The organism is Albibacillus kandeliae (assembly GCF_003116585.1).
In the GTDB taxonomy this organism is placed as follows: Bacteria; Pseudomonadota; Alphaproteobacteria; order Rhodobacterales; family Rhodobacteraceae; genus Albibacillus; species Albibacillus kandeliae.
Genome location: NZ_QEHM01000006.1, coordinates 341,668 through 367,718, shown reverse-complemented (window position 1 = coordinate 367,718; position 26,051 = coordinate 341,668). Strand labels below are relative to the sequence as shown.

The following is a 26,051-nucleotide window of genomic DNA, read 5'->3' as shown; positions in this document are numbered from 1 at the left end:
GCTCCTGTTGGAGAAGAGGCGGAGGTTTGGTCCTTACCAGTCCCGCAGGTCATGATCGCAATGACTCCGGGGTGCCGCTTCGGACTTGTTATTGTGGGGTCAGGCTATGCGCGTGCTGCGGCGCAGCCAAACGGTGAATCTGCGTGAATTCATTCCTCTGGGGAATGATCTCTAGTCCCCGGTCCACGCCGACGCCTCGGCCAGCAGCCAGTCGCGAAAGGCCGCAAGTTCGCCCATCTGCTGTTTGCGTTCCGGGTGGACCAGGAAATACGAGCCCGGCGTTCTCATGCTGCGCGCAAAGGGGCGGTCGAGTTCGCCCGCCTCCACGTGTTCCTGCGCCATGAAACTGGGCACCAGCCCGACCCCCAGCCCGTGGCGTGCGCCCCTGATGATCATGTCGAAGGTCTCGAACCGGCTGCCGCGAAAGGCCTGCGTGCTGTTCAGCGCGCCTTCTTCCAGCCAGTGCTGCCAGTCGCGCGGGCGCGCCCGGTGGTGTAGCAGCGGCAGCTTGTCGAGCGCGGCGGCATCCTCCGGCGCGATCAGCCCGGGCCGCGCGACCGGCACCATGCGCTCGCCGAACAGCAGGTCCGAGGGCCCGCCGGGCCATGAACTCGCCGAGTAGAAGATGGCGGCGTCAATGTTCTCCTGCACCATGTCGAAGGGCCACTGGCGCGAGGTGACGTTGAGCGAGATCTCGGGGTGCTGCGCCGTGAAGGCGGCGATGCGCGGCAGCAGCCAGTGATTGCCGAAGGAGGGCAGGGTGGCGATGTTGAGCGTGACGCCGCCGGGACGGAAGGCGAGCGTCTCCATCGTTGCCTCTTCCATGATCTCCAGCGCCTCGCGGATGCGGCTGAGATAATGCGCCCCCGCTTCGGTCAGCACGATCCGCTGGCGGACGCGCTCGAACAGGCGGGTGCCCAGCCAGTCCTCCAGCGCGGCGATGCGCTTGGACACGGCGGACTGGCTCATGTTCAGCTCTTCCGCGGCGCGGGTAAAGCTGCCGTGCCGCGCCGAGGCCTCGAAGACGGTGAGCGAGGGGAGGGAGGGAAGTACGCGACGCATGGGGGCAAGCCTGTGGTTTGCCTCACTCGACCACGCGCCTGCGCAACGGGCAAGGGGCCAGTGACCGGGGCGCGGGGCAGCGGAGGCAGTTGCGTAGCGGGCGGGCAGGGACGGCGGTTGTTGCCCTGAACGGCTGCCCAATCCCTGCCGAAAGCTCGACACAATCCTCTGGCAGTCTGCCCGGGTTCGAAACCAAGGTGGAGAGCGGGATGACCGAGCGATTGGCAGTCCTGGTGGATGGAGACAATGTGAGCGGGGCCTATGCCTCGCGCATCGCGGCGGCGGCGCGCGAACACGGCGCGCCCGATGTGATGCGGGTTTATGCGGATGCGGGCTGCAAGTCGGAATGGCTGTCGGCGCCCGGGTTCCGGATGATCCACGCGGGGTGCGGCAAGAACGCCTCGGACCTGCTGCTGGCGATCGACGCGATGGAACTGGCGCTGTCGAACCGGCTCGACCGGTTCGTCCTCGTCAGTTCGGACGGGGACTTCTCGCATCTCGCCCTGCGGCTGCGGGAATATGGCTATCCCGTGCTGGGCATGGGCGAGGTCAAGGCGCCCGCCTCGTTCCGCAGTGCCTGCTCTTCATTCGCCGAACTGGCGCCTATCGCGGTGGTCGCGCCCAGCAGTACCTCCGCCACACCGAAGAAGCTCTCGACCAACGACATCGACCGCCTGATCCGACCGCTGATCGTCCGCGACAGCACCGATGGAACCGGCCTCCCGATCTCGAAGCTCAGCGAGCGGATGTACTGCGAACACGGCATCCGGATCAGCCGCCACCCGGAGAAGACATGGCGCGGCTACCTGCTGGCGCGGCCGCATCTCTATGACCTCGACCCGCGCGGGGCCAAGGCCAAGGTCCGCCTGCGCAAGGCGGAACTGGTCGCCTAGGCGACTTCCTGCGTCTCGGGCGCGGGCCAGGTCTCCTTGCCAAAGGCCTGCATCTGATCTTCCGCCCAGAAGCGGATGTCCTGCTTGTGCACCATCGCGCGGCTTTCCCTCATCCGGCCCAGCCGCTCCTCGCGCGGCATGTCCAGTGCGAACTGGATCGCGCTGTCCATCGACTTGTGCGAGAAGGGATTGGTCGGCACCGCGGCGGCCAGTTCCACCGCGGCCCCGGCGAATTCGGAGAGCACCAGCACCCCGTCTCCGTCGGTGCGGGCCGCGCAGAATTCCTTGCAGACAAGGTTCATGCCATCGGCCAGCGGCGTGATCCACGCGACATCGGCGGCACGGTAGTAGGCGACGAGGTCGGTAAAGGGCACCGGGCGCGAGATCAGCGAGACCGGCTGCCAGTCGAAGGAGCCATAACGCCCGTTGATCTTGCCGGCGAGCTGTTCGAGGTCCTGCTGGATCTCGACATAGGCGGTCATGTTCCGGTTGGCGGCGACCGAGACATGCATCAGGCGGACCTTGCCACGCAGGTCGGGGCGGGTTTCCAGCAGCCGCTCGAAGCTTTCCAGCTGTTCGATGCCCCCCTTGGTGTAATCGGTGCGACCGACCGAGAGGATAAGCTGGCGGTTGCCCAGTTCCTGCCGGATCTCGACGACGCGGCGCTCGGTTTCCTCGCGCGAGACCACCTGCTCGATATAGTCGACGTCGACGCCCACCGGGCTCGCCTGCATCCGGATCGTGCGGCCGCCATAGCCGATCTCGGTCACCATGCTCTGTTCCGCCAGCGCGGTGTTCTCCGACCAGAGCTCGGGTTTCACCTTCTCGCGCTTCAGCGTCTCGACCTCCAGCAGCGAGCGGGCGGCGGCAACGAAGTTGTTGGCATAGCGCGGAATGTGAAAGCCCACGACGTCGCAGGCCAGCAGGCTTTCGAGGATTTCCTTGCGCCAGGGCAGCACGTTGAAGATGTCGGCACCGGGAAAGGGCGTGTGGTGGAAGAAGGAGATCTTCACGTCGGGACGCAGGCGCCGCAGGTATCCGGGCACCAACCACAGGTTGTAGTCGTGCACCCAGACCACGGCACCGGGCGCGGCCTCGGCAGCGGCAGCCTCGGCAAAGGCCCAGTTCACCTCGCGAAAGGTCGGCCAGTCTACGGGGTCGTAGTTGTAGCGTTCCTTGAAGCCGTGAAGGATCGGCCAGAAGGCTTCCTTGGACGAGACGTGATAGAAGCTGGTGACCTGCGCCGGGGTCAGCGGCAGGCGCGAGACGGTGTACTTGCCATAGTTGTCGTCGATCTCGATGACGCGTTCGAAGTCGGGTGCCGAAGGATCGTCGGCGTGTTTCCACGCGATCCATGCGCCCTTTTCGAAGCGTCCGAAAAAGCTCTTGAGCGTCGGGACGATGCCGTTCGGGCTCTTGTTCTCCCGGTACTCGATCTTTCCGTCGACCTCGACCTCCTCGTAGGGCTGGCGGTGGTAGACGATGACGAGGTTGGAAGACATGTCAGGCTCCTTTCGGGATGTCGTGCAGGTCGAAGGCGGCGATGGCCTCGAGGATTCCGGCGGCACCGTGGGCGGATGCGAGGTGCACCCAATCGTGCCCGGCCAGCCCCTCGATCAGCGCGGGTTCGGAATTGCCGACCGCGACGGAGGGCAGGCCGGAGGTCAGCATCGAGTGGTCGTTCATGGTGTCCCCGGCGCAGAGGACGCGCGCGCCCGGGATGCCGAGGTGGTCGACCAGGCGGCGGATCGACGGGCCCTTGGACACGCCCGCCGGCAGCACGTCGAAGAAGCGGTTGTCGGAGATCAGCCAGTCGAGGCCGAGGTCGCGGACCTTCTGCTCGGCGGCGGGATCGTAGGCACCGGGCGTGAGGTCATAGCTCACGCGGTAGCGGAAGGCGGTGGGCTGCAGCGTGAGGCCCGGATGCCCCTGAAGGGCGGCGCGCACACGGTCGCCGCTGTCGTTCCAGCGCGCGGCGATGTCGGCCTCGAGCGGGGCGATGGGGGCTATGGCTCCGTCGGGCAGGACCTCGGCAATCGTCGTGCCCACGTCGCCGACCACGTACTCGGGCCAAGGTAGGCCCTGTTCGCGGCACATCTCCATGATGAAATCCGGGTCGCGCCCGGTGACGAAGATCAGGCCGATGCTGTCGCGGTTCGCCTCGATCCAGTCATAGAGGCGCGCGCGCTCCTGATCGCTGCCGCCGAGGAAGGTTCCATCGAGATCGGTCGCAAGGGTGAAGCGGCGCGCGGCGATGGCCGGGCGCGGTGTGGCGTGCACGTTCATGGGTCAGTCGGCTCCGAATTGCAGCGGAAGGTCGGGCGAGGGATGGTCCAGCGAGAGATCGAGCGCATAGGGTTCGGCCTCGATGGGGCGGGCCCAGAGCTCGGTGAAGGCCTGTTGCAGGCGGGCGCCCTTGTGCAGCACCGCGTTCACCGTCTCGCAGATCGGCATGGGGACCGACACGCGATGGGCAAGGTCGGTGACCGACACGGCATTGACCTCGCCCTCGACCACCACGTTACGGCCTTCGAAACAGGAGGGGCGGGCGATGCCCTGACCCAGCTGGTGGCCCAGCGACATGTTGCGCGAGGTGGTGGAGGAGCAGGTCAGCGTCAGGTCGCCCGCGCCGGAGAGGCCGGTCACCGTTTCGCGGCGACCGCCGAGCGCCTGCGCCAGCAGCTTCATCTCGTCGATGCCCCGGGTGATCAGCGCGGCGCGGGTGTTCTCGGCGAAACCGGCGCCCGACATCATCCCGCAGGCGATGGCGATCACGTTCTTGACCGCGCCGCCGACCTCGACCCCGACGAGATCGTCCGAGACATAGGGCCGGAACCCGCCGCCCGAGAGCGACATGGCAAGCCGCGCGGCGGGGCTGCTGCGCGGATCGAGACGGTCGGCATAGGTAAAGGGAAACGCGACGGTTGCGGCGGTGGGATAGTCGAGCGCGGTCTCGCGGGCAAAGGTGGGCCCCGATACGGCGCCGACCGGGTGGCCCGGCAGTTCCTGAGAGACGACCTCGGAGAGGAGCAGGCCCGAGCGGCGTTCGACGCCCTTGCAGGCCAGCGCGATGGGAATGCGGTCGGGCAGGTGCGGCGCGATGGCCTGACACATGGGCCTGAGCGTGGAGGAAGGGGTGACCAGCAGAACCGCCTCGGCGCCGTCGAGCGCCTCGGCGAGGCTGGCGGTGGCGCGGATGCCTGTGGGCAGGGTCACGCCGGGCAGGTACTCGGCGTTCTCCGCCGCGCGCGCGATGCTGTCGGCAAGATCGGGGCGACGGGCCCAGAGGCGCACCTGCCGCCCGTTGCGGGCAAGCACGGAGGCGAGGGCGGTTCCCCAGCTGCCAGCGCCGAGCACGGCGATCCGGCCAAAGGGACGGGACGGTTTATGCGTGGGGGTATCCTTGATGGGAGCGCCTTTCGGTTGCCCTTCGGTCTGGTCTCTCGTTCTGGTTCTGCGCGCTCCCCCGCCCTGTCACAGGCCGCGCGGCTTGGGTTCGGATGGCCCGGCACGTCCTCCCCCGGGCGATCCGGCGACCAGCGAAATCTCGCCGGTGCCAGTGAGCTAGAGACTAACCCCCAGACGTCAGATATCAAGGAAGGATTTGCCGCAGTGCGGCAATACCTTGGCAGAAAAGGGAAATTACCCGGTTCTGCCTTCGCGTCTGCCGCATCGCTTAGTGGGGTGACCTCACTCCGGGGCGGTGGGCGCGGGGCGCATGGTGGCGATCAGTTCGGCCACCTTGATCCCGAACTTGCGCATCTCCGAGCGGTTGATGATGACCCCATCGCCGGTCAGGTAGAGCCAGTCGGTCGCGTCCAGCACGTGACCGCCCGCGTCCTCGGGCAGCCGGATACGATAGCTCATCTTAAGGGTCGCGCCGGAAAGCTCCCCCCTCGCCTCGCCGATGATGTCATCAGCGGTCGCGGTGAAATGCGTCGCATCCTGCATCAGCAGCGTCCACTTGCGGTTCTGGGTGCGGCCGTTGGCGTAGGTGAAGGCCTCGGTCAGGGTGCCGGTGTCACCTTCCCAGTCCCCGACCATCCGCGCGGTGAAGCGGCTGGTGACGCGGCCGGTCGGGCCATAGATGATCCCCTCGCACAACAGGTCCCCCGACAGGTGGCGCTGCAACGAGAAGGCGGGTTCGGTCCCGGCGTAGTCCGCCGGGCTCTGGGCGCGGAAGCTCAGCCAGACGCTGCGGGCGGCGAAGGCGAGGACGATCAGGAGCAGGAGGGCGGCGATCAGTTTCATGCGAGGCGGTGCTCCTTGGCCGGGAGGGTGAAGACGAGTGCCAGCGCGACCAGCTTCAGCGCGCAGGGCAGGACGGCGTAGGCGAGGTTCAGCGCGCCGAGGCTGCGGGCGCTGTTCGCCGTGCCGGGGACAAAGCCGAACCGGTCCAGCAGCGGCAGCAGCGTGGCGGCGGCGAGGGCGAGGCCCAGCTTGGTGGCGAAGGACCAGATGCCGAAGGCCATCGAGGCGTTGATGCGCGAGCGGGTCAGCACGATCGAGAACATGGCCGGCAGGATCACGAGGTCGGCCCCCGTTGCCGCCCCGGAGAGCAGGCAGACGAGGGCGAAACCGGCCAGGTTGCCGGGCGCCAGCAGGGCCGCGCCGGAAAACCCGAGAATGGCCAGCGGCATGGCGACGAGCAGGGTGGCGCGCGGCCCGATCCTGTGGCTGGCCGCTGTCCAGAGCGGGACGCTGAGCCCGGCGCTGAGAAAGAACAGGACCAGCAGCGGGCCCGCCATCCCGGCAAGCTGCAGGCGATCCTCGACGAAGAACAGGAAGAGGGTCGAGGTCACCGCGACGGGCAGACTGTTGACCAGCGCCAGCAGAAGCAGGCGCAGCGCCCCCGCATCCGCAAGATCGGCGAGGCGGAAGCCTTCACCGCGCACCACCGGGCGCCGCCACATGGGGCGCGTCAGCACTGCGGTCGCGATGGCGAGGCCGCCAAGCAGGTAGCCGAAGGCGGGATAGCCCTGATGGGCCGCCCCAAGCGCGACGAGGGCGGCGGGCGCGATGGCTGACAGGAGGACCCCGGCCAGCATGCCGCCCTCGCGGAAGGCGGCCAGCGTCATCAATCCGCTGTCATCGGCGCGCTCGGCCAGCGTGGCGCTGCGCCCGTAGAGGAGGATCGAACCGAGGCTGTAGGCGGAGAACAGGAGAACCAGCACGAGGAACAGTTTCAGCGTGACCGACGTGCCCACCTGCAGCGAAAAGAGCAGGGGGAAGCCGACCGCGAGCCCGGTTGCCGCGAGCATGGCGAAGAGGCCCTGCCGCTCGGGCCAGCGGTCGATGGCCCAGCCAAGGGCGGGGTCCTGCACGAGGTCGATCACGCGCAGCGCCAGAAGCAGGGTGCCGAGCGTCCCGAGCCCGATCCCGAGTTCGACCGAGGCAAAGCGCGGCAGGTGGATGTAGAGCGGGATGCCCACCGCCGCCAGCATCAGGGCATAGAGGCTGACGCGCGGGTAGATCATCATTCGCTCTTGAGCTGGCGGGTGAAGGCCGGGGCGCGGGTGTCAGGGCCGAGGAAGATCGACATGAAGCGTTCCTTGATGCGCGGGTGGCGCAGGTCGCAGGTCTGGCGGTCGTTGAACCAGAACTTCAGCCGGTCCGGCCCGGCCGAAACCGCGGTGAACCGGTCCCCCTTGCCGACGTTGCGAAAACAGGTGGTCAGCTCGTCGCGCAGCGGCAGCGGCGCACCCAGCCGGTCGAATTCCTGCAGGGTGCTGTCGACCAGCATCTGCTGCGAGAGGTCGCGCAGGTAGGTCAGCTCGAGCCCGAAGTCGCGGGACCAGTCCAGCGCGCCACCCGAGCGGGTGTAGAGCCGCGCGTGGTAGACCGGGAGGCCGACCAGCCGATAGGTCGCCTCTCCGCGCAGCTCGGCGTCGGGCAGGGCCGAGGAGAGAGCCGAACCCAACGCCAGCCCGGGCCATGCGGCCGCGAGGAGTGCGAGCAGGGCCCTAGGCATGGGCCAGCTCGACCTGAACCACGCTCGTCTGGCCGACTGTGAAGGAGGCGGCGCAGATTTCGAGGTAGTATTTCCAATTCCGGAAGAAGGCTTCCCCGTACCCCATCTCGGTCAGCTGGCGCTTGCGCTCGTTCAGGCGCTGGGCCCAGATGCGGCAGGTCTTGCCGTAGTCCTGGCCGAAGTCGAAGCTGTCCTGAACCTTCAGCCCGGCGCGGCGGGCATGGTCCGCGATCACGCGGTCCGAGAGCAGCATCCCGCCCGGGAACACGTACTGGCGGATGTAGTCCGACGAGCTGCGGTAGGTGGCAAAGGCGTCTTCGGCCACGGTGATGGCCTGCACCACGGCGCGCCCTCCCTCGGCGAGGTGGCGCTTGAGGGTGGCGAAGTAGGTCGGCCAGTAGCGTTCGCCCACGGCCTCGATCATCTCGATGGAGACGATGTTGTCGTAGGTCCCCTCGATATCGCGATAGTCGCGCAGCTGGATATCGGCGCGCCCGTCGAGCCGCGCTTCGGCAAAGCTGTGCTGGTTGCGGGAGATGGTGATCCCGGTCACGGCGCGCCCGTCGTCGGCGGCCTGCTCGGCGAAGCCACCCCAGCCGCAGCCGATCTCGAGCGTACGCTCGCCATCGGCAAGGCGCGAGAGGATCCGCGCGTTCTTGCGCGTCTGCGCCAGAGCGAGGTCGTCATCGGCGGGATCGAAGAGCCCGGCGGAATAGGTCATGCCTTCGTCGAGCCAGAGGGCGTAGAACTCGTTTCCGACGTCATAGTGCGACCGGATGTTGCGCCGTGCCCCGCGCCGCGAATTGGCGCGCAGCATGGTGTCGACAAGGCGGAACTTGGCGGTCTGCATCACCCCCGCCTTGTCGTAGTGGTTCAGCAGGTCGCGGTTGCGCAGGGCGAGGGTCACCAGCCCCTCGACCGAGGGCGTGTCCCACATGCCCTGCACATAGGCCTCGCCCAGCCCGACCTGACCGTTCGACGCAAGGGCCGAGACGGTCGCCCAGTCGTTGATGTTCAGTTCCGCCTCAGGGCCCGAGGTGCCGAACTCGTAGCGCTCCCCCTCGGGGGTGCGCAGGGTCAGCTGGCCCTCACGCAGACGCTCGCAGGTTGAGAGGAACTGCGATTTCAGGGCTTTGTGGGTCAAGTTCATCTTCGCGGTCTCCGAAGGCGTTGGGGCTGTTGAGGGCGCGCACGATCCGCATCGCGCTGGCGATACCGTCCTCGTGAAAGCCGTGGCGGTTGTAGGCACCGGCGAACCACGTGCGGTTGCGGCCCTGCATGTCGCGGATGGCGGATTGGGCGGCGATGGCGGCACGGTCGAACACCGGGTGGGTGAAATCCACTTCGTCGTAGATCGCCTCGTCCGGGATCGTGGCGGTGGGGTTGAGCGTGACGAAGAGCGGGTCGGACTCGGGAATGTCCTGCAGCCGGTTCATCCAGTAGGTGATGCCGATCCCGCCCTGCTGCGAACGATAGCTCCAGCTGGACCAGCAATCGCGGCGCAGCGGCATCTGCCCGGCGTCCCGGTGCAGCACGGCACGGTTGGGCTGGTAACGGATGGCCCCGAGCGCGCGGCTCTCTTCCCCCGTGGCACCGCCGCCGAGCAGGGCGAGCGACTGGTCGGAGTGGCAGGCGAGGATGATCTCGTCGAAGCTTTCGGCTTCGCAGTGATCGGCGCGGACGGTCACTCCGAGCGCGTCACGCTCGACGGTGCGCACCGGCGTACCCGGGCGCAGGGTGCAGCCACGGGCGACCAGCGCGGCCTCGAGCCGGCGGACGTACTCGATGCTGCCACCGCGCACCGTCCACCACTGGTGGGTGCCGACACCCGCCAGCAGCCCGTGGTTGCGGAAGAAGCGGACAAGCGAGCGGGCGGGAAAGCGGTCGACGCTGCCGGTCGGGGTCGACCAGATCGCGCCGCACATGGGCATCAGGTAATGATCGCGGAACCAGCGCCCGAGGCCGAGTTCGGCGACCAATTCGCCGATTGTCACCTCGTCGTCGCGCGCTGCTGTCTCGGCGTCACGGCCAAAGCGCAGGATGTCGGCGATCATGCCATAGAACTGCGGGCGCAGCAGGTTGCGCCTTTGGGCGGTCATCGCGCGCAGCGAGTTCAGGCTGTACTCGATCCGACCGCCGTCGATGCTGGCGCCAAAGCTCATTTCGGACTTGATCACCGGGACGTCGAGGTCGCGGAACAGCCGGGTGAGATAGGGATAGGTTGCATAGTTGAAGACGATGAACCCGGTATCGACCGGCTGGTCGCCGCGCAGCCCCGCGACCACGGTCCGCGCATGTCCGCCAAGGCGCGGCGCGGCTTCGTAGAGGGTCACGTCATGGCGGGGGGACAGGTAGTAGGCGGCGGAGAGCCCCGAGATGCCCCCGCCGACGATGGCGATCCTCTTGCGCGGTCCCTGTGTCTGGTCGAACATGTCGTCCTCTGTCTTTCTGCATTCGTGGAGACTACGCGGCGCCGGGCGTTTCGGATCATTCAGGGATGTCAGATAGTTCCGGGATGCGCGCGGCGACCTGTCCGACCGCATCAAAGGCGCTAAGTGATGCGCCGGGGGTGATCCGTTTCGCGTGCCGCCCCGTATCAGGGACACCATGCTAGATCACATTCAGGCCACCACCCATCATGCCCGGCGCGGCGCCGTGAAGAACGCCTTCCGCTATGGGGTCGATTACGTGCTGAGCGATCTTGGCCCGGCGCGGCCCCGGCTGTTCTCGCGCAACCGGTTCAACCTCTGGTCCCTGCGGGACGAGCGCCACGGTGGCCCGCGCGATGAGGGGCAGGGCGTGGCATGGTTCCGCGAGATTCTGGCCGAGCGCGGTTTCCCGGCCGATCAGGCGCAATTGCTGCTTCTGACCCAGCCGGACCTGTTGTGGTTCCGCTTCAACCCGGTGAGCTTCTGGATTGCCGTGATCGACGGTACGCCCCGCGCCTTCGTCGCCGAGGTGAACAGCACCTTTGGCCAGCGGCACTGTTACTTCTGTGCGCATCCGGATTTCCGGCCGATCCTTGCGACGGACCGGCTGTCGGCGGAGAAACTGATGCATGTTTCCCCGTTCCAGACGGTCGCCGGGCAGTACCACTTCAACTTCGACCTGACCGACAGCGCCGTGCGCATCCGCATCGCCTATGAGAATGGCACTCAGGGGGTGATCGCGACACTGGCGGGGCCAAGGCGCGCGGCGAGCGATGGGTCGCTGCTCTGGGCTGCCGTCCGCAGGCCGTTCGGCGGTGCCCGCGTGCTGGCCCTGATCCACTGGCAGGCCCTGGTCCTCTGGACCAAGCGCGCGCCCTTCCTGCGCCGTCAGCCCGCGCCGGAGCGGTTGCTCTCGGACAACGACAGGCTGCAGATGCCGGGCGAATGACCTTCTCGGGCAAGACCTACTGGCTGGTTGGCGCGAGCGAGGGGCTTGGCCGCGAACTGGCGAAACTGCTGGCGGCCGAGGGCGCGCGGCTGATCCTTTCGGCGCGGAACGAGGACCGGCTTCGGAGCCTTGCCGACGAACTGGGCGGCGCGGAGGTCATCCCGTTGGACGTGACCGACCTCGAGGCGGTTCGGGCCGCCGCGGCAAAGGCTGGCGAGATCGACGGCCTGATCTACAATGCCGGAGCCTACGAGCCGATGCGCGCCACCGAGTGGCAGAGCGATGCGGCCCTGACCATGTGCGAGGTCAACTTCATGGGCGCGATGCGGGTGCTGGGCGAGGTAGTGCCGCGCCTCGTGCGGGCGGGGCAGGGCGATATCACCCTCGTCGGCTCGCTGGCCGGGTACAGCGGCCTGCCCGCCTCGGTCGGCTACAGCGCCAGCAAGGCGGGGGTGGTCAGCATCGCAGAAACCATGCGCCACGACCTGCGCGGCAGCGGCGTCACGGTCCGGGTCGTGAACCCGGGGTTCATCCGCACCCGCCTGACCGAGAAGAACAGCTTCAAGATGCCCATGCTGATGGAGCCCGAGGAGGCCGCAGCGCGAGTGCTGAAGGCGATGGGCCGGAAGCGGTTCCGCACCGATTTCCCGGCCCCGTTCTCCTGGGCGATCCGTCTTCTGGACTACCTGCCCGACATCCTCGTCTATCGCGGAGGTTGATCCCTCAGATCCGGAAGAAGGGTTGCAGCAGTCGCGGCACCAGGGCGCGGAACCTCAGGGGCGCGTCGGTGGCGGCAAGGCAGATGCAGGGCTCGCCCTCGTCGGCGATCGGCGTATGTTCCAGCGTGTCATCGGCGATTTCCAGATCGCCCACGCCAAAGCGCCCGGTTTCATCGTGGAAACTGCCCTGCAGCACCAGAGTCAGTTCCAGCCCGTGGTGGCTGTGATCGGGTACGGCCTGTCCGCCCGGAATGTAGAGCAGGCGCACCGAGCTTTCCGCATCGTTCGACAGGATGTCCTGACGCACGCCCATGCCCAGCGATTTCCAACGGGGCGCCCGGCCCTTGAGGGCCTGAACCACCGGGCCCGGGTAGACGCCGGACCGCTCGTAGACCGGCTCGGGCGTGAAGGGCTCGTCAAGGCGCGAGAGGAGGTCGGCCTTCAACCTGTCCGACACGGAGACGGATCCGGCGCTTTCGAGGAGGACACCGCCAGCCGCGTGATGCGCCTCGAGCGCGGCACGGCAGTCGGGGCAAAGCGATACGTGGGCGGCAACGACCACGGCAAAGCCGTGGGGCAGGGTACCGGCGGCATAGGCGGCCAGCATGTCTTCGGGGATATGATGTACGATCTTGCTCATTCTTGCAGGTCTTTCAGCTCGTATCTCAGGCGGTCCAGGCCAAGGCGTATCCTTGACTTGATGGTGCCCAGCGGGAGGCCGGACTGGGTGCTGATCTCCTGATGGGTCAGCTCGCCGAGATAGGCTTTCTCGATCATCTCGCGCTGCTCGTCGCTGAGCTTTGCGAGGGCTTGCTTCAGTTTGTCCGCTTCCTGCTGGAGGGCGAGCAGCTGGCTCGCGTCGGGCTCCTGGCCCGGCTCCTCCTTCAGCTCTTCCGGAAGCGGCCGGTTTTCCTTTCTGAGGATGTCGATCTGCCGGTTGCGCGCGATCTGGTAGATCCATCCCGACACCTGTGCGCGGTGCGGATCGAAGGTCGCCGCCTTGCGCCAGATGGTCAGCATGACGTCCTGAACGATTTCCTCCGCGCGCTCCAACGAGGTGCCGGAGCGCATGATGAACCCCTTGAGGCGGGGGGCGAAGTGATCGAACAGGGCGGCGAACGCCTGCCGGTCGCGATTGTCGCGCACGGCGAGCATCCAGATGGTCTGCTGTGACAGGTCCGACTTGTTCTGCGACACGTTCACTCTCTCACTCCCGGACCGTCGCGGCGCGGGAGGTTTCTGGGCCGTGAGATCTCTGGTCCGTGTCAACATAACCGGATTACGAGGCGGGTTGTAAATCGGATCACTCGGGAACCGTCGCCGATGCGCTCGGGCGGCATCACCCGGCGCGGGACCGAGTCGCGGGCAGGGTGGGCGATTCCGGTCACGCCAGGCGATATTGTATGAATTGTCATGGAATTTAACCCGAATCTGGTTCGGGTTTGATCGCTTCTGAGGCAAATGAAGGCAAAAAAGGCTGCATGTTTTAAGGCTAAAACATTTTCATTTACATACGAAATACCTCTGCTAGCGTTCTTGGTAATGAAAAACGATCCCACAAGGAGGTAGCCAATGTTTACACGAATGACCGCGATTTCTGCGGCGCTTGCGCTGACAGCAACCGTATTCTCGCCTGCCTCGGCCATGGCCGAAAGGACCCTGAAGGCAGCTGTCTTCCTGCCCACGCAGCTGGCGTTTGCCGAGCCCGCCGTCCTCTTCGCCGACAAGGTCAACGAGATCGGCAAGGGCGTTCTGCAGATCAACCTCGTCGGGCCTGACGCGATCCCGGCGGTGGAGCAGTCCAACGCGCTGCGCAGCGGCCTCCTCGACATCGCGGCGATCCCGCCGTCGCTCTACAAGCAGCAGGTTCCGCTGGGCAACGCACAGGACATTTCGGACGTGCCCGTGGCCGAGCAGCGCGAAAGCGGTGCCTACGAGTACCTGCGCCAGATGACCATGGACCAGCTGGGCTCCTACCTGCTGACCACCTACGGGGACGGCGTCGGATTCCACATCTACCTCAACAAGGAAATCAGCTCGCTCGACGACCTGAAGGGCATGCGCGTACGCAGTTCGCCGCTCTATACCGTGTTCTTCGAGAACCTCGGCCTGCGCACCACCAACACCCCGGTGCCGGAAACCTTCACCGCACTGGAGCGCGGCGTGGTCGACGGCTACGGCTGGCCGTTCTGGGGCATCCAGGACCTCGGCTGGGACAAGTACACCAAGGTCCGCATCGACCCCGGTTTCTACAACGTGACCATCAACATCCTGGTGAACGGCGATACCTGGGCCGGGCTGAGCGACGATGAACGCAAGGTTCTGGAAGATGCGGCCGCATGGCTGGACGAGGAACTGCCGAAGTTCAACGCCGAGAAGGACGCGCTGAACAAGAAGGTGCAGGACGAAGCGGGCATCGTCTCCTTCGACGCCGGACCGGAGTTCGCAAAGCAGGCGGGCGACACCTATTGGGGTGAAATGGCAAAGATCGACGCGGACGGCACTGCCAAGCTGCGCGAGATGTTCCAGAAGTAACGGGAACACATACCTGTCTGGGTAGGGCACTGTGCCATGAAGCAAGCAATGAAGACCCTTGAGACCGGCTATGTCGGTCTCATTTACCTGCTGGCGATCATCGCCGTCATCCTCTTCTTCCTGATCACCGCCGGCATCGCGCTGGAGGTCTTCCTCAGGGCGCTCGGGATGCCATCCATCTACGGGCTGGTCGATTTCGCCGAGGCGAGCATCTACGCCATGGCGATGCTGGCGGCACCCTGGATCCAGTACCACCGGGCCCACGTCCGGGTGATGGTCCTGCCCGAGGCGTTGCCGCCACGCGCGCGCTACCTGCTCGAGCTGTTCACGCTGACGGTCTGCACCGTGGTCTGCGCGATCCTGACCTACTACGCCTTCGACAACTTCTTCGTCTCTGTCGAACGCGACGAACTGATCTTTGGCGAGCTGATTTTCCCGGAATGGTACCTGCAATGGCAGGCGCCCGTGGCGTTCCTGCTGCTCGCGGTGGGCTTTGCCAGGGACCTGGTGCTGGCCGACCCGGACGCACCGCCCACCTACGAGACTGCGAAGGAATAACCGGATGGAATGGATCCTGGCGCTGAGCGTCATGCTGGGCAGCGTGATCGTGCTGATCATGCTCGGCCTTCCGGTCGTGATGGCCTTCATGACCGCCAACCTCATCGGGGCGATCGTCTTTTTCGGGGGCGAGATCGGGATCATCCAGATGATCCGCAACCTGCGCCCCTCGGTGGCCAGTTACTCGATGGCTCCGATCCCGCTGTTCGTGCTGATGGGCGAGATCATGTTGCAGACGGGGATGGCCAAGCGCTCGATCGAGGCCATCGACAAGCTGATCTCGCGGGTGCCCGGGCGGCTGTCGGTCGTGGCGGTGCTGGGCGGGACGAGTTTCGCCGCCCTTTCCGGGTCGTCGGTCGCCAACGCCGCCATCGTCGGGCGGACCCTGCTGCCCGAGATGCGCGCGCTGGGCTATTCCAACGCGCTCTCCATCGGTCCGGCCACGGCGGTCGGCGGCATTGCCGTCCTGATCCCGCCCTCGGCGCTGGCGGTGATCCTCGGTAGCCTTGCCAAGATCTCGATCAACGAACTGCTGATCTCGGGGATCATCCCCGGCATCATGATGATGATCGCCTTTCTCGCCTACATCATGATCCGCTGCAGCCTGAACCCGAGCCTCGCGCCGATGGAGCCCGAAAGCGAACGGGTGCCCTTCCGCGAGCGGGTCGGTCCGGTGCTGCGCAACGTGCTGCCGCTGATGCTGATCTTCCTCGCGGTGGTGGTGGCGATCCTCGGTGGTTTCGCGACCCCGACCGAGGCCGCGGCCATCGGTGTGCTGGCCTCGTTCCTTGCCGCCGTGGCCTACCGCTGCCTGACGCTGGCCAACTTCTTCGCGGCCTTCATGGAGTCGCTGAAGTTCTCGGCGATGATCCTCTTCATCATCTGCTGCTCGGGCACCTTCTCGCAGATCCTCGCCTTCACCGGGGCCACCTCGGCGCTGACCCGTGCGGTGATCGAGGGCTCGAACCTGACGCCCTTCGCCATCGTGGTGATGATGCTGGCAATGCTGATCGTGCTTGGCTTCTTCATGGAGTCCGCGTCGATCATCATGCTGACGGTGCCGATCTTCTTCCCGATCCTCAACGCGATCCAGGTCGATATCCTGTGGTTCGGGCTGATGATGATGGTTGCGCTGGAGATCGGGCTCTGCACGCCGCCCTTCGGGATCCTGCTGTTCGTCATACAGGGGGTGCTGGATGGCAAGGTGTCGATGGGAACCATCTACAAGGCGGTGTTCCCCTTCATCGGGCTGCAGATACTCGTGCTGGCGATCATCCTATTCTTCCCGGGAACGATCTCGTGGCTGCCGGCGCTGCTGCAATGAGGCGGGGCCGTGCCTCTGCGGTGCGGCCCGGTGCATCTGGACGACTTGGGGAAGGGTCCGGCGATCATCGCCGGGCCCTTTCTGTTTGCAGGCAGGGCCGGGGGCTCTGCGGAGAAAAGGGGCAGTTGTTGCAAAAGATGTGAAAATTCACATTAAATCGTTTACCTGTGAGTTTTCACATTTAAGGTGGAGTCAGAAGAGGCCGCCGGGCGAATCCCCGCTCCAACGGGGCGAGGTGCCGGCGACCGGCAGGACAGGAACAAGACCGTGACCGAACCAGAGACATTCCGCATTGGCATCGACGTCGGGGGAACCTTCACCGACCTCGTCTTCGTCGGGGACAGGGGGGCACTGCTGACGCGCAAGGTGCCGACGACGCCCGATAACTACGGTCGGGGCATCGTCTCGGGCATTTCACAGCTGATGGACTTGCACGGCATCGGTGCCGGGAGGATCAGCGCGGTGATCCACGCGACCACCGTTGCGACCAACACGATCCTCGAAGGTCGGGGCGCCAAGGCAGGGCTGATCACCACTCAGGGCTTCCGCGACGTGCTGGAGTTCCGCCGCTTGCGCATCCCCGAGATGTATACGCTGACCTTCAAGCGCCCCGAACCGCTGGTGCCGCGCAACCTGCGCTTTGAACTGGGCGAGCGCATGGGCGCGGATGGCGCCGCAGTGCGCCCGCTCGACCTGGCCGAGGTGGACGCGATTGCCGAGCGGCTGATCTCCGAGGGCGTCGAGTCGGTCGCGGTCTGCCTGATCAACTCCTACGCCAACAAGGCGCACGAGGTGGCGGTGGCCGAACGGCTGGCCGAGGTCATGCCGGGGGGTACCTTCGTCACCTATTCGGCCGACCTGCTGCCGGAGATCCGGGAATACGAGCGGACCTCTACCACGGTGATCAACGCCTATCTCGGCCCGGTGCTCGAGCGCTACTTCACCTCGCTGGTGAACGAACTGAAGGCCATCGGCATCGACGCGCCCGTACAGGTCATGAAGTCGGACGGCGGGGTGATGTCGGTGACGCAGGCGGCGCTGAAACCGGCCTACATCGTCGAATCCGGCCCCTCCGCCGGGGTGATCGGAGCGGCGGACCTCGCACGGAGTTCCGGCCTGCCGGACCTGATCACGCTCGACATGGGCGGCACCACGGCCAAGGCGGCGATGGTCGAGGGCGGCATGGTCGCCAAGACCTCGGACTACGAGGTGGGCGCGGGCATCAACCTGTCCAGCCGTCTGCAGATGGGCGGCGGCCACGCGCTGAAGCTGCCGGTCATCGACATCTCCGAGATCGGCGCGGGCGGTGGCAGCATCATCGGCTTCGACGGGGCAGGCGTGCTGACCGTGGGTCCGCGCAGCGCGGGCGCGGCGCCCGGCCCGGTGGCCTACGACGCAGGTGGGGAGGACCCCACGCTGACCGATGCCATGATCATGTTGGGCTACATCAACCCGGAGTACCTCGTCGGGGGCGAATTGAAACTGAACAAGCCCAAGGCCGAGGCGATCCTGCGCGAGAAGGTGGCCGACCGGGTCGGCAAGTCGCTGAACGAGACCGCGCATGGCGTGTTCCAGGTGGCGGCGGGCACGATGGTGCGTGCGGTCAAGGCGGTGTCGACCTATCGCGGCCGCGATCCGCGCGATTTCACGCTGTTCGCCATGGGCGGCAACGGGCCGGTTCTAGCCACCGAGATCGCGACCACGCTGGAGATGAAACGGGTGGTGATCCCGCTGAACCCCGGCGTGTTCAGCGCCTATGGCCTGCTGCGCACCCCGATCCAGCATGAACTGACCCAGTCCTTCATCGGGCTGCTCGGCGATGCGGGCGGCGAGGGGATCGACGCGGTCTTTGCCGATCTCGAAGCGCGCCTGCTGGCGCTCATGGCCGAGGAAGGCTGCGACCCTGCGACGGTGGAGATCGAGCGTTTCGCCGACCTGCGCTACTATGGGCAGGCGCACGAACTGACGGTCCCGGTGGAGTCCGGTGCGGGCGGGCGCAGCGATCAGGCGCAGATGCGCGAGGCCTTCAGCGCCGAACACGAGGCGACCTATGGCCACCGCACCGACGAAGCTCCGGTGCAGAGCGTGAACCTGCGGGTGATCGGCACCGTGGCGCTGAAGGACGAGGCCGAGGTCGACCTGCGCGCCGCGCTGGCGCAGCCGGAGGCCGAAACACGGCGGCGCGAGGTCTACTTCGGCGCGGAGGCGGGCAGCTTCGACACCCCGATCCTGCGCCGGAGCGATCTGGGCGCGGCACCGCGAAGCGGCCCGATGATCGTCGAGGAATATGACACCACCTGCGTGGTGCCGCCCGACTGGGCGGCGACGCTTGACCCGAACGGCAACATCATCCTGACCCGCGAGGAGGACGTGCAATGAGCAACGCCATCGACCCCATCACCGCGCAGGTGATCCGCAATGCGCTCTCCTCGATCTCGGACGAGATGGCGCTGGTGATCATGCGCACCGCCCATTCCGCCATCGTGCGCGACTCGATGGACTATTCCACCGGGCTCTGCGACCGCGAGGGGCGCGTGATCGCCCACGGCATGACCATGGCGCTGCACCTTGGGTCGTTCCCGGACGCGATGCAGAAGCTGGTGGCCAAGACGCGGGACAAGACCTATCCGGGCGACATCTTCGTCTTCAACGACCCCTACGTCGCGGGCGGGATGCATCTGCCCGACGTCTACATCGTCAAGCCGATGTTCGTGAACAACGAGCTCGAGGGCTATGCCTGTACGCTGGTGCACCAGACCGACATGGGCGGCCTCGCACCCGGCTCCACCGCCGTCTACGCGCAGGAGATCTTCCAGGAGGGGGTGCGGATCCCGATCCTCAAGCTCTACGAGCGGGGCAAGCCGAACGAGACCTTCTTCGAGATCATGGCGCTGAACAACCGCCTGCCCGAGATGGTGTCGGGCGACATGCGATCGCAGATCGCCGCCGTGACCAATGCCGACCGCGCCTTCGTGCGGCTGCTGGAGAAATACGGCTCGGACACCTTCCGCGCCTTTGTCGAAGAGATGCACGACACCTCCGAGGCGATGATGCGCGAGGAAATCGCGAGGATCCCGGATGGCGTCTACACCTTTACCGACTACGTGGACGGGCTGGGCGAGACGCCCGAGCCGATCGTCCTGCAACTGGCGATCCACGTTGCAGGGGACGAGCTGACCATCGACTGGACCGGAACCTCGGGCGAGGTGAGGGGGGCGATCAACTGCCCGATCCCCTTCACCAAGGCCGCCGGCTACATGGCGATCAAGTGCGTGCTCGACAGCGACATCCCGAATTTCGAGGGCTTCACCCGGCCGATCAAGACCATCGCGCCCGAGGGTTGCATCGTGAACCCGCGTCCGCCGGCCGCCTGCGCCGCGCGCGCGCTGATGGGCTGGCGGATGCTCGACGCGCTGTTCGGGGCGCTGGGCAAGATCCTGCCCGACAACACCCCGGCGGCGGGCGAGGGCGGGGTGACCTTCCCGGTGATCGCCGGTCGTCACAACGGCGCGGCCTTCGTCTGTACCGAGACACTGGCCGGGGCGGGCGGCGCGCTCAACTGGCGCGACGGCGAGCATGGCATCCCGAACCCGGGCGGCAACGGGACCAACCAGCCGGTCGAGATGATCGAAGCGCAGTTCCCGGTGCGCGTCACGCGCTACGGGCTGGTGCAGAACTCGGGCGGGCCGGGCAAGTACAGGGGCGCTCCGGCCTTCGTGCGGGAGTATGAGCTGCTGGCCGACGAGGCCGGTCTGATCATGCGCTCGGACCGTCGCCGCCACCTGCCTTACGGTGTCGACAAGGGCTATCCGGGCACGCCCAGCTACAACATCCTGAACCCGGGGCCCGGGCAGCAGGTGCTGCCGGTGATGCCGATGCTGCAGGTGCCGATGAAGAAGGGCGACATCTTCTGCCACGTTTCGGCGGGCGGTGCCGGCAACGGCGATCCGCTGGAGCGGGACCCGGCGCAGGTGGCCGAGGACGTCAAGCTGGAGATCGTGACGCCGGATTACGCCGCGGCGGTCTACGGCGTGATCATGGGGCCGGACGGCGGCGTGGACCTTGCCGCCATCGAGGAGAAACGCACCACGCTGCGCGCGGCCCGTCCGACGGATGGTAATCCCGATGTTACCTACCTGTCATACTATCTGACCCCGCTGAACCTCGGTCAGCCGGTCGTGCACGACGAACGACTGTTCAGCTGCTCATCCCTGGCCGCTGAATGACACCTTGCCCCGTATCGCTGGTCGATGCGGGGCATTTTTCCTTTGAAAGGGAACAGATGATGACAAGGGTCGAGCCCGGTTCCACAGTCCTCGTCCTCGGTGCGGGGATCGTCGGGCTGTGCACGGCGCTGGCGCTGCAACGCAGGGGGCTGGCAGTCACCCTGATCGATTCGGGAGAGCCCGGTGCCGGCTGTTCGGCGGGCAACGCGGCGATGATCCAGATCGGGTCATCGCTGCCGCTGGCCGCACCGGGGCTGCTGCGGCGCGTCCCGGGCATGCTGACCGACCCGGAGGGGCCGCTGGTGATGCGCTGGCGCCATCTGCCCGCGCTGATGCCCTGGGGGCTCAAGCTGCTGCACAACGCCACGCCCGAAGCCACCGCTCGGAACGAGGCGGCCCTGGCCGGGCTGCTGTCGGGCGCGCGGCGCGCTTTCGACGATCTGCTGGCGGGCACCCCGGCCCACGGGGTGATCCGGAACCGGGGCGAGCTCTACGTCGTGCGGACGGAACAGGCCTTTGCCGCCTACCGCGCCAAGATCGAGGCCTGCCGCTACAACGGGGTCGAGATCGAGGTGCTGGACGCCGCGCGCATCCGCGAGTTGGAACCGCTGCTGTCCCCCGAGTATCGCCACGGCGTCTACGTTCCGGGCAGCGCCTACGTGGATCATCCCCAGCGGCTCTCCACCTTGATCTTCGATCAGTTCCTTGCCGAGGGGGGCCAGTTCGAACGGTGCCGCATCGTGAAGGGCGGGCGGAGCGTGGAGGGGCAACCGTTCCTGACCTCTGACAGCGGCCGGACCTTCGGGGCCGAACGGCTGGTCGTCGCGGCGGGCAGTGCTGCCGGTGGCGTGTCGGGCTGGTTCGGGCCGCGCCTGCCGATCGAGCCGCAGCGCGGTTACCACATCACTCTGCCGCCCGGTGCCGACGCCCTGCAGGGGCCGGTCATAGAGGGCGAGATGAGCATCGCCGTCAGCCCGGTGGGCGGGGTCAACCGGGTGGCGGGGACGATGGAATTCGCCGGTCACTCCGCCGCGCCGGACTGGCGCCGCGCCGAGATGCTGATGCCGCTGGCCCGGCGCATGATCCCGACGTTGCCAGACCAGATCGAAACGCGCTGGTACGGCGACCGGCCCGGCACGCCCGACAGCGTCCCGGTGCTGGGCCCGCGCAAGGGCGATGACCGCGTCTGGTACGCCTGCGGCCACGGCATGCTGGGGCTGACCCTCTCTGCGCGCAGCGGGGTGCTTCTGGCCGCCGCGATGACGGGCGATGCACAGGCGGCGCAGGCGCTGGCCGCCAGCAGCCCCGACAGATTTTGAACCTTCAGGACAGGAGAACCAAATGAGCGACGATTTCGAAGCGATCCGGGTGCCCAACATCTCGGACTTCCTCGAATCCAACAAGGTCCCGATCTCGCCCGCGATCCGGGCCAACGGGTTCCTCTTCATCTCGGGGGCTCCCCCGATCGACCCGGAGACCGGGGAACTGGTGCGCGGCGACATCGCGACCCAGACCGAGGTAGTGCTGCGCCACATCGGGGCGATCCTCGCCGCCTCGGACTCGTCCTTCGACAAGGTGGTCAAGACGACGATCTACTGCACCAACTCGGCCTACTTCCGGATCGTGAACGAGGTCTACATGAAGTACTTCAAGGCGCCGTTTCCGACACGGACCTTCGTCACCGTGGCCTCGTGGCCGATGGAGTTCGACATCGAAATCGAATGCATGGCGGTCGCATGACCGCCAGCCGCTAGGAGACCGGCCATGTACCTTGGTTACGGATGGCGCGCCAAGATCGCGCAGCTCTACCCCTCTGGCGGGCAATGCGACTTCGAGGTGCAGCGGATGGCGCCCGAGGGGGTGCAGTTCGTCACCACGCGGCTGACCTTCACCCGCTCGGGGCTGGAGGACGACCACAAGCTGGTGGACGACATCGAGGTGCACGCCCAGCTTGGCGCCGATGCGGGGGTGCAGCTGATCCTGTTGAACTGCACCGCGGCAAGCGCGGTGGTCGGCCCCTCGGTCATCAACGGGCGGGTCGAGAAGGCGACGGGCGTGACCTCGACCACCACCTTCGAGGCAGTGCTGGCGGCGATGCGGGCGGCGGGCATGAAGCGCATCGCGATGATGACCGCCTATGTGGACGAGGTGAACCGGGCCGAGATCGAGATCCTCGAAAGGGAGGGTTTCGAGGTCGTGGCCTGCGGCGGCATTCCCTGCACCAACCCGCTGGATCAGGGGGCGATCCCGCCCGAACGCTGGTACGAGGAAGCGCTGACGCTTCTTGATGTGGAGGCCGACGGGCTGCTGATCAGTTGCGCGGGGATCCAGATCAGCCCGGTGCTGGAACGGATCGAGGCGGCCTTTGGCCGTCCGGTCATCGCCAGCAATCAGGCGGTGGTCTGGCATTGCCTGCGGATGCTCGGCATCGGGGACCGCTATCCGGGCTACGGCAAGCTGCTCGAAGGCGCCTTCGAGCCGGCCTGACGAAAAAGGCCCCGGCGGGTGCAATCGCCGGGGCCAGTCAGACGGAAGTACAGGGGATCAGACCACCGTCAGGATCACGTCCACGTTGCCGCGCGTGGCCTTGGAGAAGGGGCAGCGCTGGTGCGCGCCGTCGACGATCTCCTGCACCACGGATTTCTCGAGACCGGGGATCGAGATCTTGAGCTCGGCCCCCAGCGAATAGCCATCGTCGCCGGAATGCACGTCGATGCGCCCAGTGATCACCGGATCGGCGGGCAGGGTGATCTTGTTCAGCCGCGCGACCAGCTTGGTGGCGCTGAGGAAGCAGGCCGACCAGGCGGCGGCGAACAGCTGTTCCGGGTTGGTGCCGTCACCGCCGGGGCCGCCGAATTCCTTGGGCATGACCAGCGCAACGTCGAGGTTGCCGTCGGCGCTTTTGGCGGTGCCTTCGCGGCCCCCGGTGGCGGTGACTTCGGTGCTGTAGACGATCTTGGCGGGCATGTCCGATACTCCTTGGCTGGTGGTCCCGGGCGTGGCCGGGGCGTTCTGGGCGAGCGCGGGAATGCCCTGCGCGGCCAGTTTCCTGAAATCCTCGCGGGCGCGTTGGGGGGCGAGGGCGAAGGCCGCGCCGCGGTTCGGTTCGAGGTCGCTCATCTGGTGCAACTGGACCCACATCTCGGCGGACTTGAGCGCCACGGCGGCACAGTTCACCACCGGCGCGCCATCGACGTTGAAGCCCTTCTCGGTGCCGACCAGCAGCCCGGGGAGGACGCCCGCGGGCACGATGACGTCGGCGCCCTGTTTCACCATCGGGCGGGCGATCTGGGTAAAGCCGTCCAGCAGTTCGCGCCGCTTTCCGGAATCCCCGCCAAAGCAGACGTCGAAATCCTGCGGGGTCAGTCCCATGCCGGTGCAGAACTTCACCCGGTCGCCCAGTCCGTAGCGCTCGGCCTGTTCGAGGTGCCAGACCTCGAACGCCGGGTCCAGCGTCACCAGCCCGATGCGGCGGCCAAGCTGCGAGGCGGCCAGCAGGGTGGCCTCGCCGGTCCCGATCACCGGGATCCGCAGGGTCGAGCGCAATTCGTAAAGGCCCGGATCCTGAAAGTGGCCCATGACGAAGGCGTCATAGCCCGCGTCCTCGGCGTCGATCCCCGCCGCGACGGCCTGAATGGCGCAGCGCATCTCGGAGAGGCGGCCAAAATCGCGGTCGGGCGGGGTCATGCCGAACACCGTGACCTCGGTCCCCGGTGCTGCGATCTCGCGCAGGTAGTCCTGCAGGCGGGCCAGGTAGGAGGCGCCGACAACACCGTCGACAAAGCTCTGCCAGTAGATTTTCAACGCGTCGTCCCCTGCTTGTGTCGCCGTTGTCGGTTGCCGGTCGTCAGTCCTTGCCGATCAGCTCCAGCGCGTATCTCGCGAGCAGCCCGTCGGGTGTTGCCAGCGTAAAGCTGACCTCGAAATGATCCATCCCCTCGGCGATGTGCAGCGGCTGCCCGAGGGCCTCGGCCAGTGCCTGCGACTGGCGGGTGAACTCGTCGGACTCCCGCCCCCCGGCGGCGAGCACGACGGGGCAGGTGAACCGCTCCGGGTGCCGGGTGGGGCTGAGCTCTTCGACCGACTGGTCCGAGATATGCATGTAGTCGTTGCGCGCGCTCTTCTGCACGGCGTCGAGGTCGTAGCCGCCGCTGCAGAGCAGGGCGGACCTGATGGGCGAGGCGTCGAGGCCGAACTCGGCCTGCCAGTCGGTGATCACCGCGCAGGCGGCGAGATGGGCGCCGGAGGAATGGCCGCTGATATGGAGCCGCTCGGGATTGCCCCCGAACCGGCCCGCGTTGCTATACACCCATGCGATCCCCGCGCGGACCTGCGCCACCATCGTCGGCAGGTCCACCTCGGGGCAGAGCCCGAAGTTGAGCGCGACGAAGTGGATGCCGCGCGACACGAAGAAGGGAGCCGCAAAGCCGCTGTCGGCCTTGTCCATCGTCCGCCATGCCCCGCCGTGCACGAAGACGTGGACCGGCGCATCCGGCTGGTCCGTGCGGTAGACGTCGAGCGTTTCCTTGGGCCCGTCGCCGTAGGAGAACTCCAACGGCGCGCCCAGCGTGGCCTTGGCCTTGTCCGTCAGCTCCCGGTAGTCCGCGCCATAGGCTCCCGGCGGGCGGGTGGACCAGTTTGACTGGTCGTACTGCCGGTCGAGTTCATCCTGGGAGTAGGCGGCAAAGACGGTCACGGGCGGAGCCTTGTGCTGCGTATGGTGATTTATTTTATGTATGTAATAGTTTCATGTGTCGGTCAACGAATCATCTGCATATGCATATAATTTGCGCAGATCAGTGCGCCGGGGCCGGCCTGGATCGCCCGGAAACCGGGCGTCAGGACGAGGCCTGGCGCGCCTTGCGGATGCGGTCCGAGATGGCCTTGAGGTCGGCGGCCAGCGCGTCGATGGTTTCGGGCGCCGTGCCCTCCAGCTTCTCGGTCATCACCTCGTGGTGCAGGTCCACCGCCTTCTCGAAGGCCGCCACCCCGCTCTCGGTGATCGAGGCGAGGAACGAACGCCGGTCGCCCGGCGCGTTGCGCCGGTCCACGTAGCCGTCCTTTTGCAGGCGCGAGACAAGGCCCGAGATGTTGCCGTTGCTCACCTTGAGCTTCTTCGAGAGGTCGCCCATCGTCAGCCCATCGCGAAACCGGTAGAGGTGGGCGAGCACGTCGAACTTGGGGATGCTGAGACCCGACCCGGCGATCATGGTCGCGTTCAGGTCTTCATAGATCATCCGGTGCACGTTCAGCACCTGCAGCCACAGCCGGGTCTCGGCCTTCTGCCGCTCGGTCAGGGGCAGGTCGCGGTCGACCAGTACGCTGGCCTTTGTGTCTTCGGAGGAAGCGTCGTGCAATGTCATCTGGGTCCGGTCAAAGGGCTTT

General features: G+C 66.7%; 25 protein-coding genes. 11 read left to right on the top strand and 14 right to left on the bottom strand.

Annotation, left to right across the window (positions count from 1 at the left end):
• Positions 1 to 171: 171 nt before the first annotated feature.
• On the bottom strand, positions 172 to 1,062 hold the full coding sequence (locus DDT93_RS26335; RefSeq protein ID WP_112314408.1) for a LysR substrate-binding domain-containing protein: 891 nt from the start codon (positions 1,060 to 1,062) through the stop codon (positions 172 to 174).
• 209 nt (positions 1,063 to 1,271) lie between these two features.
• Between DDT93_RS26335 and DDT93_RS15115 the strand changes: the two genes are divergently transcribed.
• The gene (locus tag DDT93_RS15115) at positions 1,272 to 1,955 is read left to right on the top strand and encodes an NYN domain-containing protein (protein WP_109466680.1); all 684 of its coding nucleotides are present in this window, start codon (positions 1,272 to 1,274) and stop codon (positions 1,953 to 1,955) included.
• Here the strand turns inward: DDT93_RS15115 and ggpS are convergent.
• From ggpS to DDT93_RS15075, 8 genes are all read right to left on the bottom strand, one after another.
• Complete coding sequence (gene ggpS, locus DDT93_RS15110; protein ID WP_109466679.1) at positions 1,952 to 3,457, bottom strand: glucosylglycerol-phosphate synthase; 1,506 nt, start codon at positions 3,455 to 3,457, stop codon at positions 1,952 to 1,954. The genes DDT93_RS15115 and ggpS overlap by 4 nt on opposite strands.
• A 1-nt stretch (position 3,458) precedes the next feature.
• Positions 3,459 to 4,241 carry an HAD family hydrolase gene (locus DDT93_RS15105; protein WP_109466678.1) on the bottom strand — a complete coding sequence of 261 codons (783 nt, stop codon included), beginning with the start codon at positions 4,239 to 4,241 and terminating at the stop codon, positions 3,459 to 3,461.
• Between the two features lie 3 nt (positions 4,242 to 4,244).
• Positions 4,245 to 5,312, bottom strand: coding sequence for an NAD(P)H-dependent glycerol-3-phosphate dehydrogenase (locus DDT93_RS15100; RefSeq protein WP_109466677.1), 1,068 nt, complete (start codon positions 5,310 to 5,312; stop codon positions 4,245 to 4,247).
• Between the two features lie 333 nt (positions 5,313 to 5,645).
• A complete protein-coding gene (locus tag DDT93_RS15095; protein WP_109466676.1) occupies positions 5,646 to 6,206 on the bottom strand; it encodes a DUF3833 domain-containing protein in 561 nt (186 codons plus the stop codon).
• The gene (locus DDT93_RS15090) at positions 6,203 to 7,432 is read right to left on the bottom strand and encodes an MFS transporter (RefSeq protein WP_109466675.1); all 1,230 of its coding nucleotides are present in this window, start codon (positions 7,430 to 7,432) and stop codon (positions 6,203 to 6,205) included. The genes DDT93_RS15095 and DDT93_RS15090 overlap by 4 nt, the downstream gene beginning before the upstream one ends.
• Positions 7,432 to 7,926 (bottom strand): hypothetical protein, encoded by a 495-nt coding sequence (locus DDT93_RS15085; RefSeq protein WP_109466674.1) that lies wholly within the window; start codon positions 7,924 to 7,926, stop codon positions 7,432 to 7,434. The genes DDT93_RS15090 and DDT93_RS15085 overlap by 1 nt, the downstream gene beginning before the upstream one ends.
• Entirely contained in the window at positions 7,919 to 9,076 is a 1,158-nt protein-coding gene (locus DDT93_RS15080) for an SAM-dependent methyltransferase (protein WP_109466673.1), read from the bottom strand. The genes DDT93_RS15085 and DDT93_RS15080 overlap by 8 nt, the downstream gene beginning before the upstream one ends.
• Positions 9,015 to 10,358 carry an NAD(P)/FAD-dependent oxidoreductase gene (locus DDT93_RS15075; protein WP_109466672.1) on the bottom strand — a complete coding sequence of 448 codons (1,344 nt, stop codon included), beginning with the start codon at positions 10,356 to 10,358 and terminating at the stop codon, positions 9,015 to 9,017. The genes DDT93_RS15080 and DDT93_RS15075 overlap by 62 nt, the downstream gene beginning before the upstream one ends.
• A gap of 175 nt (positions 10,359 to 10,533) precedes the next feature.
• Here DDT93_RS15075 and DDT93_RS15070 point away from each other — a divergent pair, with 175 nt between their 5' ends.
• Together DDT93_RS15070 and DDT93_RS15065 are read left to right on the top strand one after the other, a co-directional pair.
• Positions 10,534 to 11,304, top strand: coding sequence for a DUF1365 domain-containing protein (locus DDT93_RS15070; protein ID WP_109466671.1), 771 nt, complete (start codon positions 10,534 to 10,536; stop codon positions 11,302 to 11,304).
• Entirely contained in the window at positions 11,301 to 12,023 is a 723-nt protein-coding gene (locus tag DDT93_RS15065) for an SDR family NAD(P)-dependent oxidoreductase (RefSeq protein WP_109466670.1), read from the top strand. Before DDT93_RS15070 ends, DDT93_RS15065 begins: the two co-directional genes overlap by 4 nt.
• Positions 12,024 to 12,027: 4 nt before the next feature.
• On the opposite strand, the gene DDT93_RS15060 is transcribed toward DDT93_RS15065, so the two are convergent.
• A complete protein-coding gene (locus DDT93_RS15060; protein ID WP_109466669.1) occupies positions 12,028 to 12,663 on the bottom strand; it encodes a ChrR family anti-sigma-E factor in 636 nt (211 codons plus the stop codon).
• On the bottom strand, positions 12,660 to 13,295 hold the full coding sequence (locus tag DDT93_RS15055) for a sigma-70 family RNA polymerase sigma factor (RefSeq protein WP_109466668.1): 636 nt from the start codon (positions 13,293 to 13,295) through the stop codon (positions 12,660 to 12,662). The genes DDT93_RS15060 and DDT93_RS15055 overlap by 4 nt, the downstream gene beginning before the upstream one ends.
• A 300-nt stretch (positions 13,296 to 13,595) precedes the next feature.
• Between DDT93_RS15055 and dctP the strand changes: the two genes are divergently transcribed.
• The 8 genes from dctP to DDT93_RS15015 all read left to right on the top strand — a co-directional run bounded on the left by dctP (position 13,596) and on the right by DDT93_RS15015 (position 23,153).
• Positions 13,596 to 14,558 (top strand): TRAP transporter substrate-binding protein DctP, encoded by a 963-nt coding sequence (gene dctP, locus DDT93_RS15050; RefSeq protein WP_109466667.1) that lies wholly within the window; start codon positions 13,596 to 13,598, stop codon positions 14,556 to 14,558.
• A gap of 48 nt (positions 14,559 to 14,606) precedes the next feature.
• On the top strand, positions 14,607 to 15,116 hold the full coding sequence (locus DDT93_RS15045) for a TRAP transporter small permease (protein ID WP_157960188.1): 510 nt from the start codon (positions 14,607 to 14,609) through the stop codon (positions 15,114 to 15,116).
• A 4-nt stretch (positions 15,117 to 15,120) separates the two neighbouring features.
• A complete protein-coding gene (locus DDT93_RS15040; RefSeq protein ID WP_109466665.1) occupies positions 15,121 to 16,440 on the top strand; it encodes a TRAP transporter large permease in 1,320 nt (439 codons plus the stop codon).
• Between the two features lie 267 nt (positions 16,441 to 16,707).
• Complete coding sequence (locus DDT93_RS15035; RefSeq protein ID WP_109466664.1) at positions 16,708 to 18,819, top strand: hydantoinase/oxoprolinase family protein; 2,112 nt, start codon at positions 16,708 to 16,710, stop codon at positions 18,817 to 18,819.
• Positions 18,816 to 20,666 carry a hydantoinase B/oxoprolinase family protein gene (locus DDT93_RS15030; protein ID WP_109466663.1) on the top strand — a complete coding sequence of 617 codons (1,851 nt, stop codon included), beginning with the start codon at positions 18,816 to 18,818 and terminating at the stop codon, positions 20,664 to 20,666. The genes DDT93_RS15035 and DDT93_RS15030 overlap by 4 nt, the downstream gene beginning before the upstream one ends.
• A gap of 59 nt (positions 20,667 to 20,725) precedes the next feature.
• On the top strand, positions 20,726 to 21,985 hold the full coding sequence (locus DDT93_RS15025; RefSeq protein ID WP_157960187.1) for an NAD(P)/FAD-dependent oxidoreductase: 1,260 nt from the start codon (positions 20,726 to 20,728) through the stop codon (positions 21,983 to 21,985).
• A 22-nt stretch (positions 21,986 to 22,007) separates the two neighbouring features.
• Positions 22,008 to 22,406 (top strand): Rid family detoxifying hydrolase, encoded by a 399-nt coding sequence (locus DDT93_RS15020; protein WP_109466661.1) that lies wholly within the window; start codon positions 22,008 to 22,010, stop codon positions 22,404 to 22,406.
• Positions 22,407 to 22,430: 24 nt separating this feature from the next.
• On the top strand, positions 22,431 to 23,153 hold the full coding sequence (locus DDT93_RS15015; RefSeq protein ID WP_109466660.1) for a maleate cis-trans isomerase family protein: 723 nt from the start codon (positions 22,431 to 22,433) through the stop codon (positions 23,151 to 23,153).
• A 57-nt stretch (positions 23,154 to 23,210) separates the two neighbouring features.
• Here DDT93_RS15015 and DDT93_RS27070 read toward each other — a convergent pair whose 3' ends face one another.
• The 3 genes from DDT93_RS27070 to DDT93_RS14995 all read right to left on the bottom strand — a co-directional run bounded on the left by DDT93_RS27070 (position 23,211) and on the right by DDT93_RS14995 (position 26,029).
• Entirely contained in the window at positions 23,211 to 24,470 is a 1,260-nt protein-coding gene (locus tag DDT93_RS27070) for an Ohr family peroxiredoxin (RefSeq protein ID WP_269800950.1), read from the bottom strand.
• A 43-nt stretch (positions 24,471 to 24,513) separates the two neighbouring features.
• Positions 24,514 to 25,362: an alpha/beta hydrolase gene (locus tag DDT93_RS15000; RefSeq protein WP_157960186.1), complete on the bottom strand. Its 849-nt coding sequence runs from the start codon at positions 25,360 to 25,362 to the stop codon at positions 24,514 to 24,516.
• 142 nt (positions 25,363 to 25,504) lie between these two features.
• Positions 25,505 to 26,029, bottom strand: coding sequence for a MarR family winged helix-turn-helix transcriptional regulator (locus tag DDT93_RS14995; RefSeq protein ID WP_109466658.1), 525 nt, complete (start codon positions 26,027 to 26,029; stop codon positions 25,505 to 25,507).
• Positions 26,030 to 26,051: the final 22 nt, after the last annotated feature.

Excerpts from the sequence above, each read along its gene's own strand:
- DDT93_RS26335 (WP_112314408.1), bottom strand. The coding sequence starts at position 1,062 with ATGCGTCGCGTACTTCCCTCCCTCCCCTCGCTCACCGTCTTCGAGGCC.
- DDT93_RS15115 (WP_109466680.1), top strand. The coding sequence starts at position 1,272 with ATGACCGAGCGATTGGCAGTCCTGGTGGATGGAGACAATGTGAGCGGG.
- ggpS (WP_109466679.1), bottom strand. The coding sequence starts at position 3,457 with ATGTCTTCCAACCTCGTCATCGTCTACCACCGCCAGCCCTACGAGGAG.
- DDT93_RS15105 (WP_109466678.1), bottom strand. The coding sequence starts at position 4,241 with ATGAACGTGCACGCCACACCGCGCCCGGCCATCGCCGCGCGCCGCTTC.
- DDT93_RS15095 (WP_109466676.1), bottom strand. The coding sequence starts at position 6,206 with ATGAAACTGATCGCCGCCCTCCTGCTCCTGATCGTCCTCGCCTTCGCC.
- DDT93_RS15090 (WP_109466675.1), bottom strand. The coding sequence starts at position 7,432 with ATGATCTACCCGCGCGTCAGCCTCTATGCCCTGATGCTGGCGGCGGTG.
- DDT93_RS15085 (WP_109466674.1), bottom strand. The coding sequence starts at position 7,926 with ATGCCTAGGGCCCTGCTCGCACTCCTCGCGGCCGCATGGCCCGGGCTG.
- DDT93_RS15080 (WP_109466673.1), bottom strand. The coding sequence starts at position 9,076 with ATGAACTTGACCCACAAAGCCCTGAAATCGCAGTTCCTCTCAACCTGC.
- DDT93_RS15075 (WP_109466672.1), bottom strand. The coding sequence starts at position 10,358 with ATGTTCGACCAGACACAGGGACCGCGCAAGAGGATCGCCATCGTCGGC.
- DDT93_RS15070 (WP_109466671.1), top strand. The coding sequence starts at position 10,534 with ATGCTAGATCACATTCAGGCCACCACCCATCATGCCCGGCGCGGCGCC.
- DDT93_RS15065 (WP_109466670.1), top strand. The coding sequence starts at position 11,301 with ATGACCTTCTCGGGCAAGACCTACTGGCTGGTTGGCGCGAGCGAGGGG.
- DDT93_RS15060 (WP_109466669.1), bottom strand. The coding sequence starts at position 12,663 with ATGAGCAAGATCGTACATCATATCCCCGAAGACATGCTGGCCGCCTAT.
- DDT93_RS15055 (WP_109466668.1), bottom strand. The coding sequence starts at position 13,295 with ATGTTGACACGGACCAGAGATCTCACGGCCCAGAAACCTCCCGCGCCG.
- dctP (WP_109466667.1), top strand. The coding sequence starts at position 13,596 with ATGTTTACACGAATGACCGCGATTTCTGCGGCGCTTGCGCTGACAGCA.
- DDT93_RS15045 (WP_157960188.1), top strand. The coding sequence starts at position 14,607 with ATGAAGACCCTTGAGACCGGCTATGTCGGTCTCATTTACCTGCTGGCG.
- DDT93_RS15040 (WP_109466665.1), top strand. The coding sequence starts at position 15,121 with ATGGAATGGATCCTGGCGCTGAGCGTCATGCTGGGCAGCGTGATCGTG.
- DDT93_RS15030 (WP_109466663.1), top strand. The coding sequence starts at position 18,816 with ATGAGCAACGCCATCGACCCCATCACCGCGCAGGTGATCCGCAATGCG.
- DDT93_RS15025 (WP_157960187.1), top strand. The coding sequence starts at position 20,726 with ATGACAAGGGTCGAGCCCGGTTCCACAGTCCTCGTCCTCGGTGCGGGG.
- DDT93_RS15020 (WP_109466661.1), top strand. The coding sequence starts at position 22,008 with ATGAGCGACGATTTCGAAGCGATCCGGGTGCCCAACATCTCGGACTTC.
- DDT93_RS15015 (WP_109466660.1), top strand. The coding sequence starts at position 22,431 with ATGTACCTTGGTTACGGATGGCGCGCCAAGATCGCGCAGCTCTACCCC.
- DDT93_RS14995 (WP_109466658.1), bottom strand. The coding sequence starts at position 26,029 with ATGACATTGCACGACGCTTCCTCCGAAGACACAAAGGCCAGCGTACTG.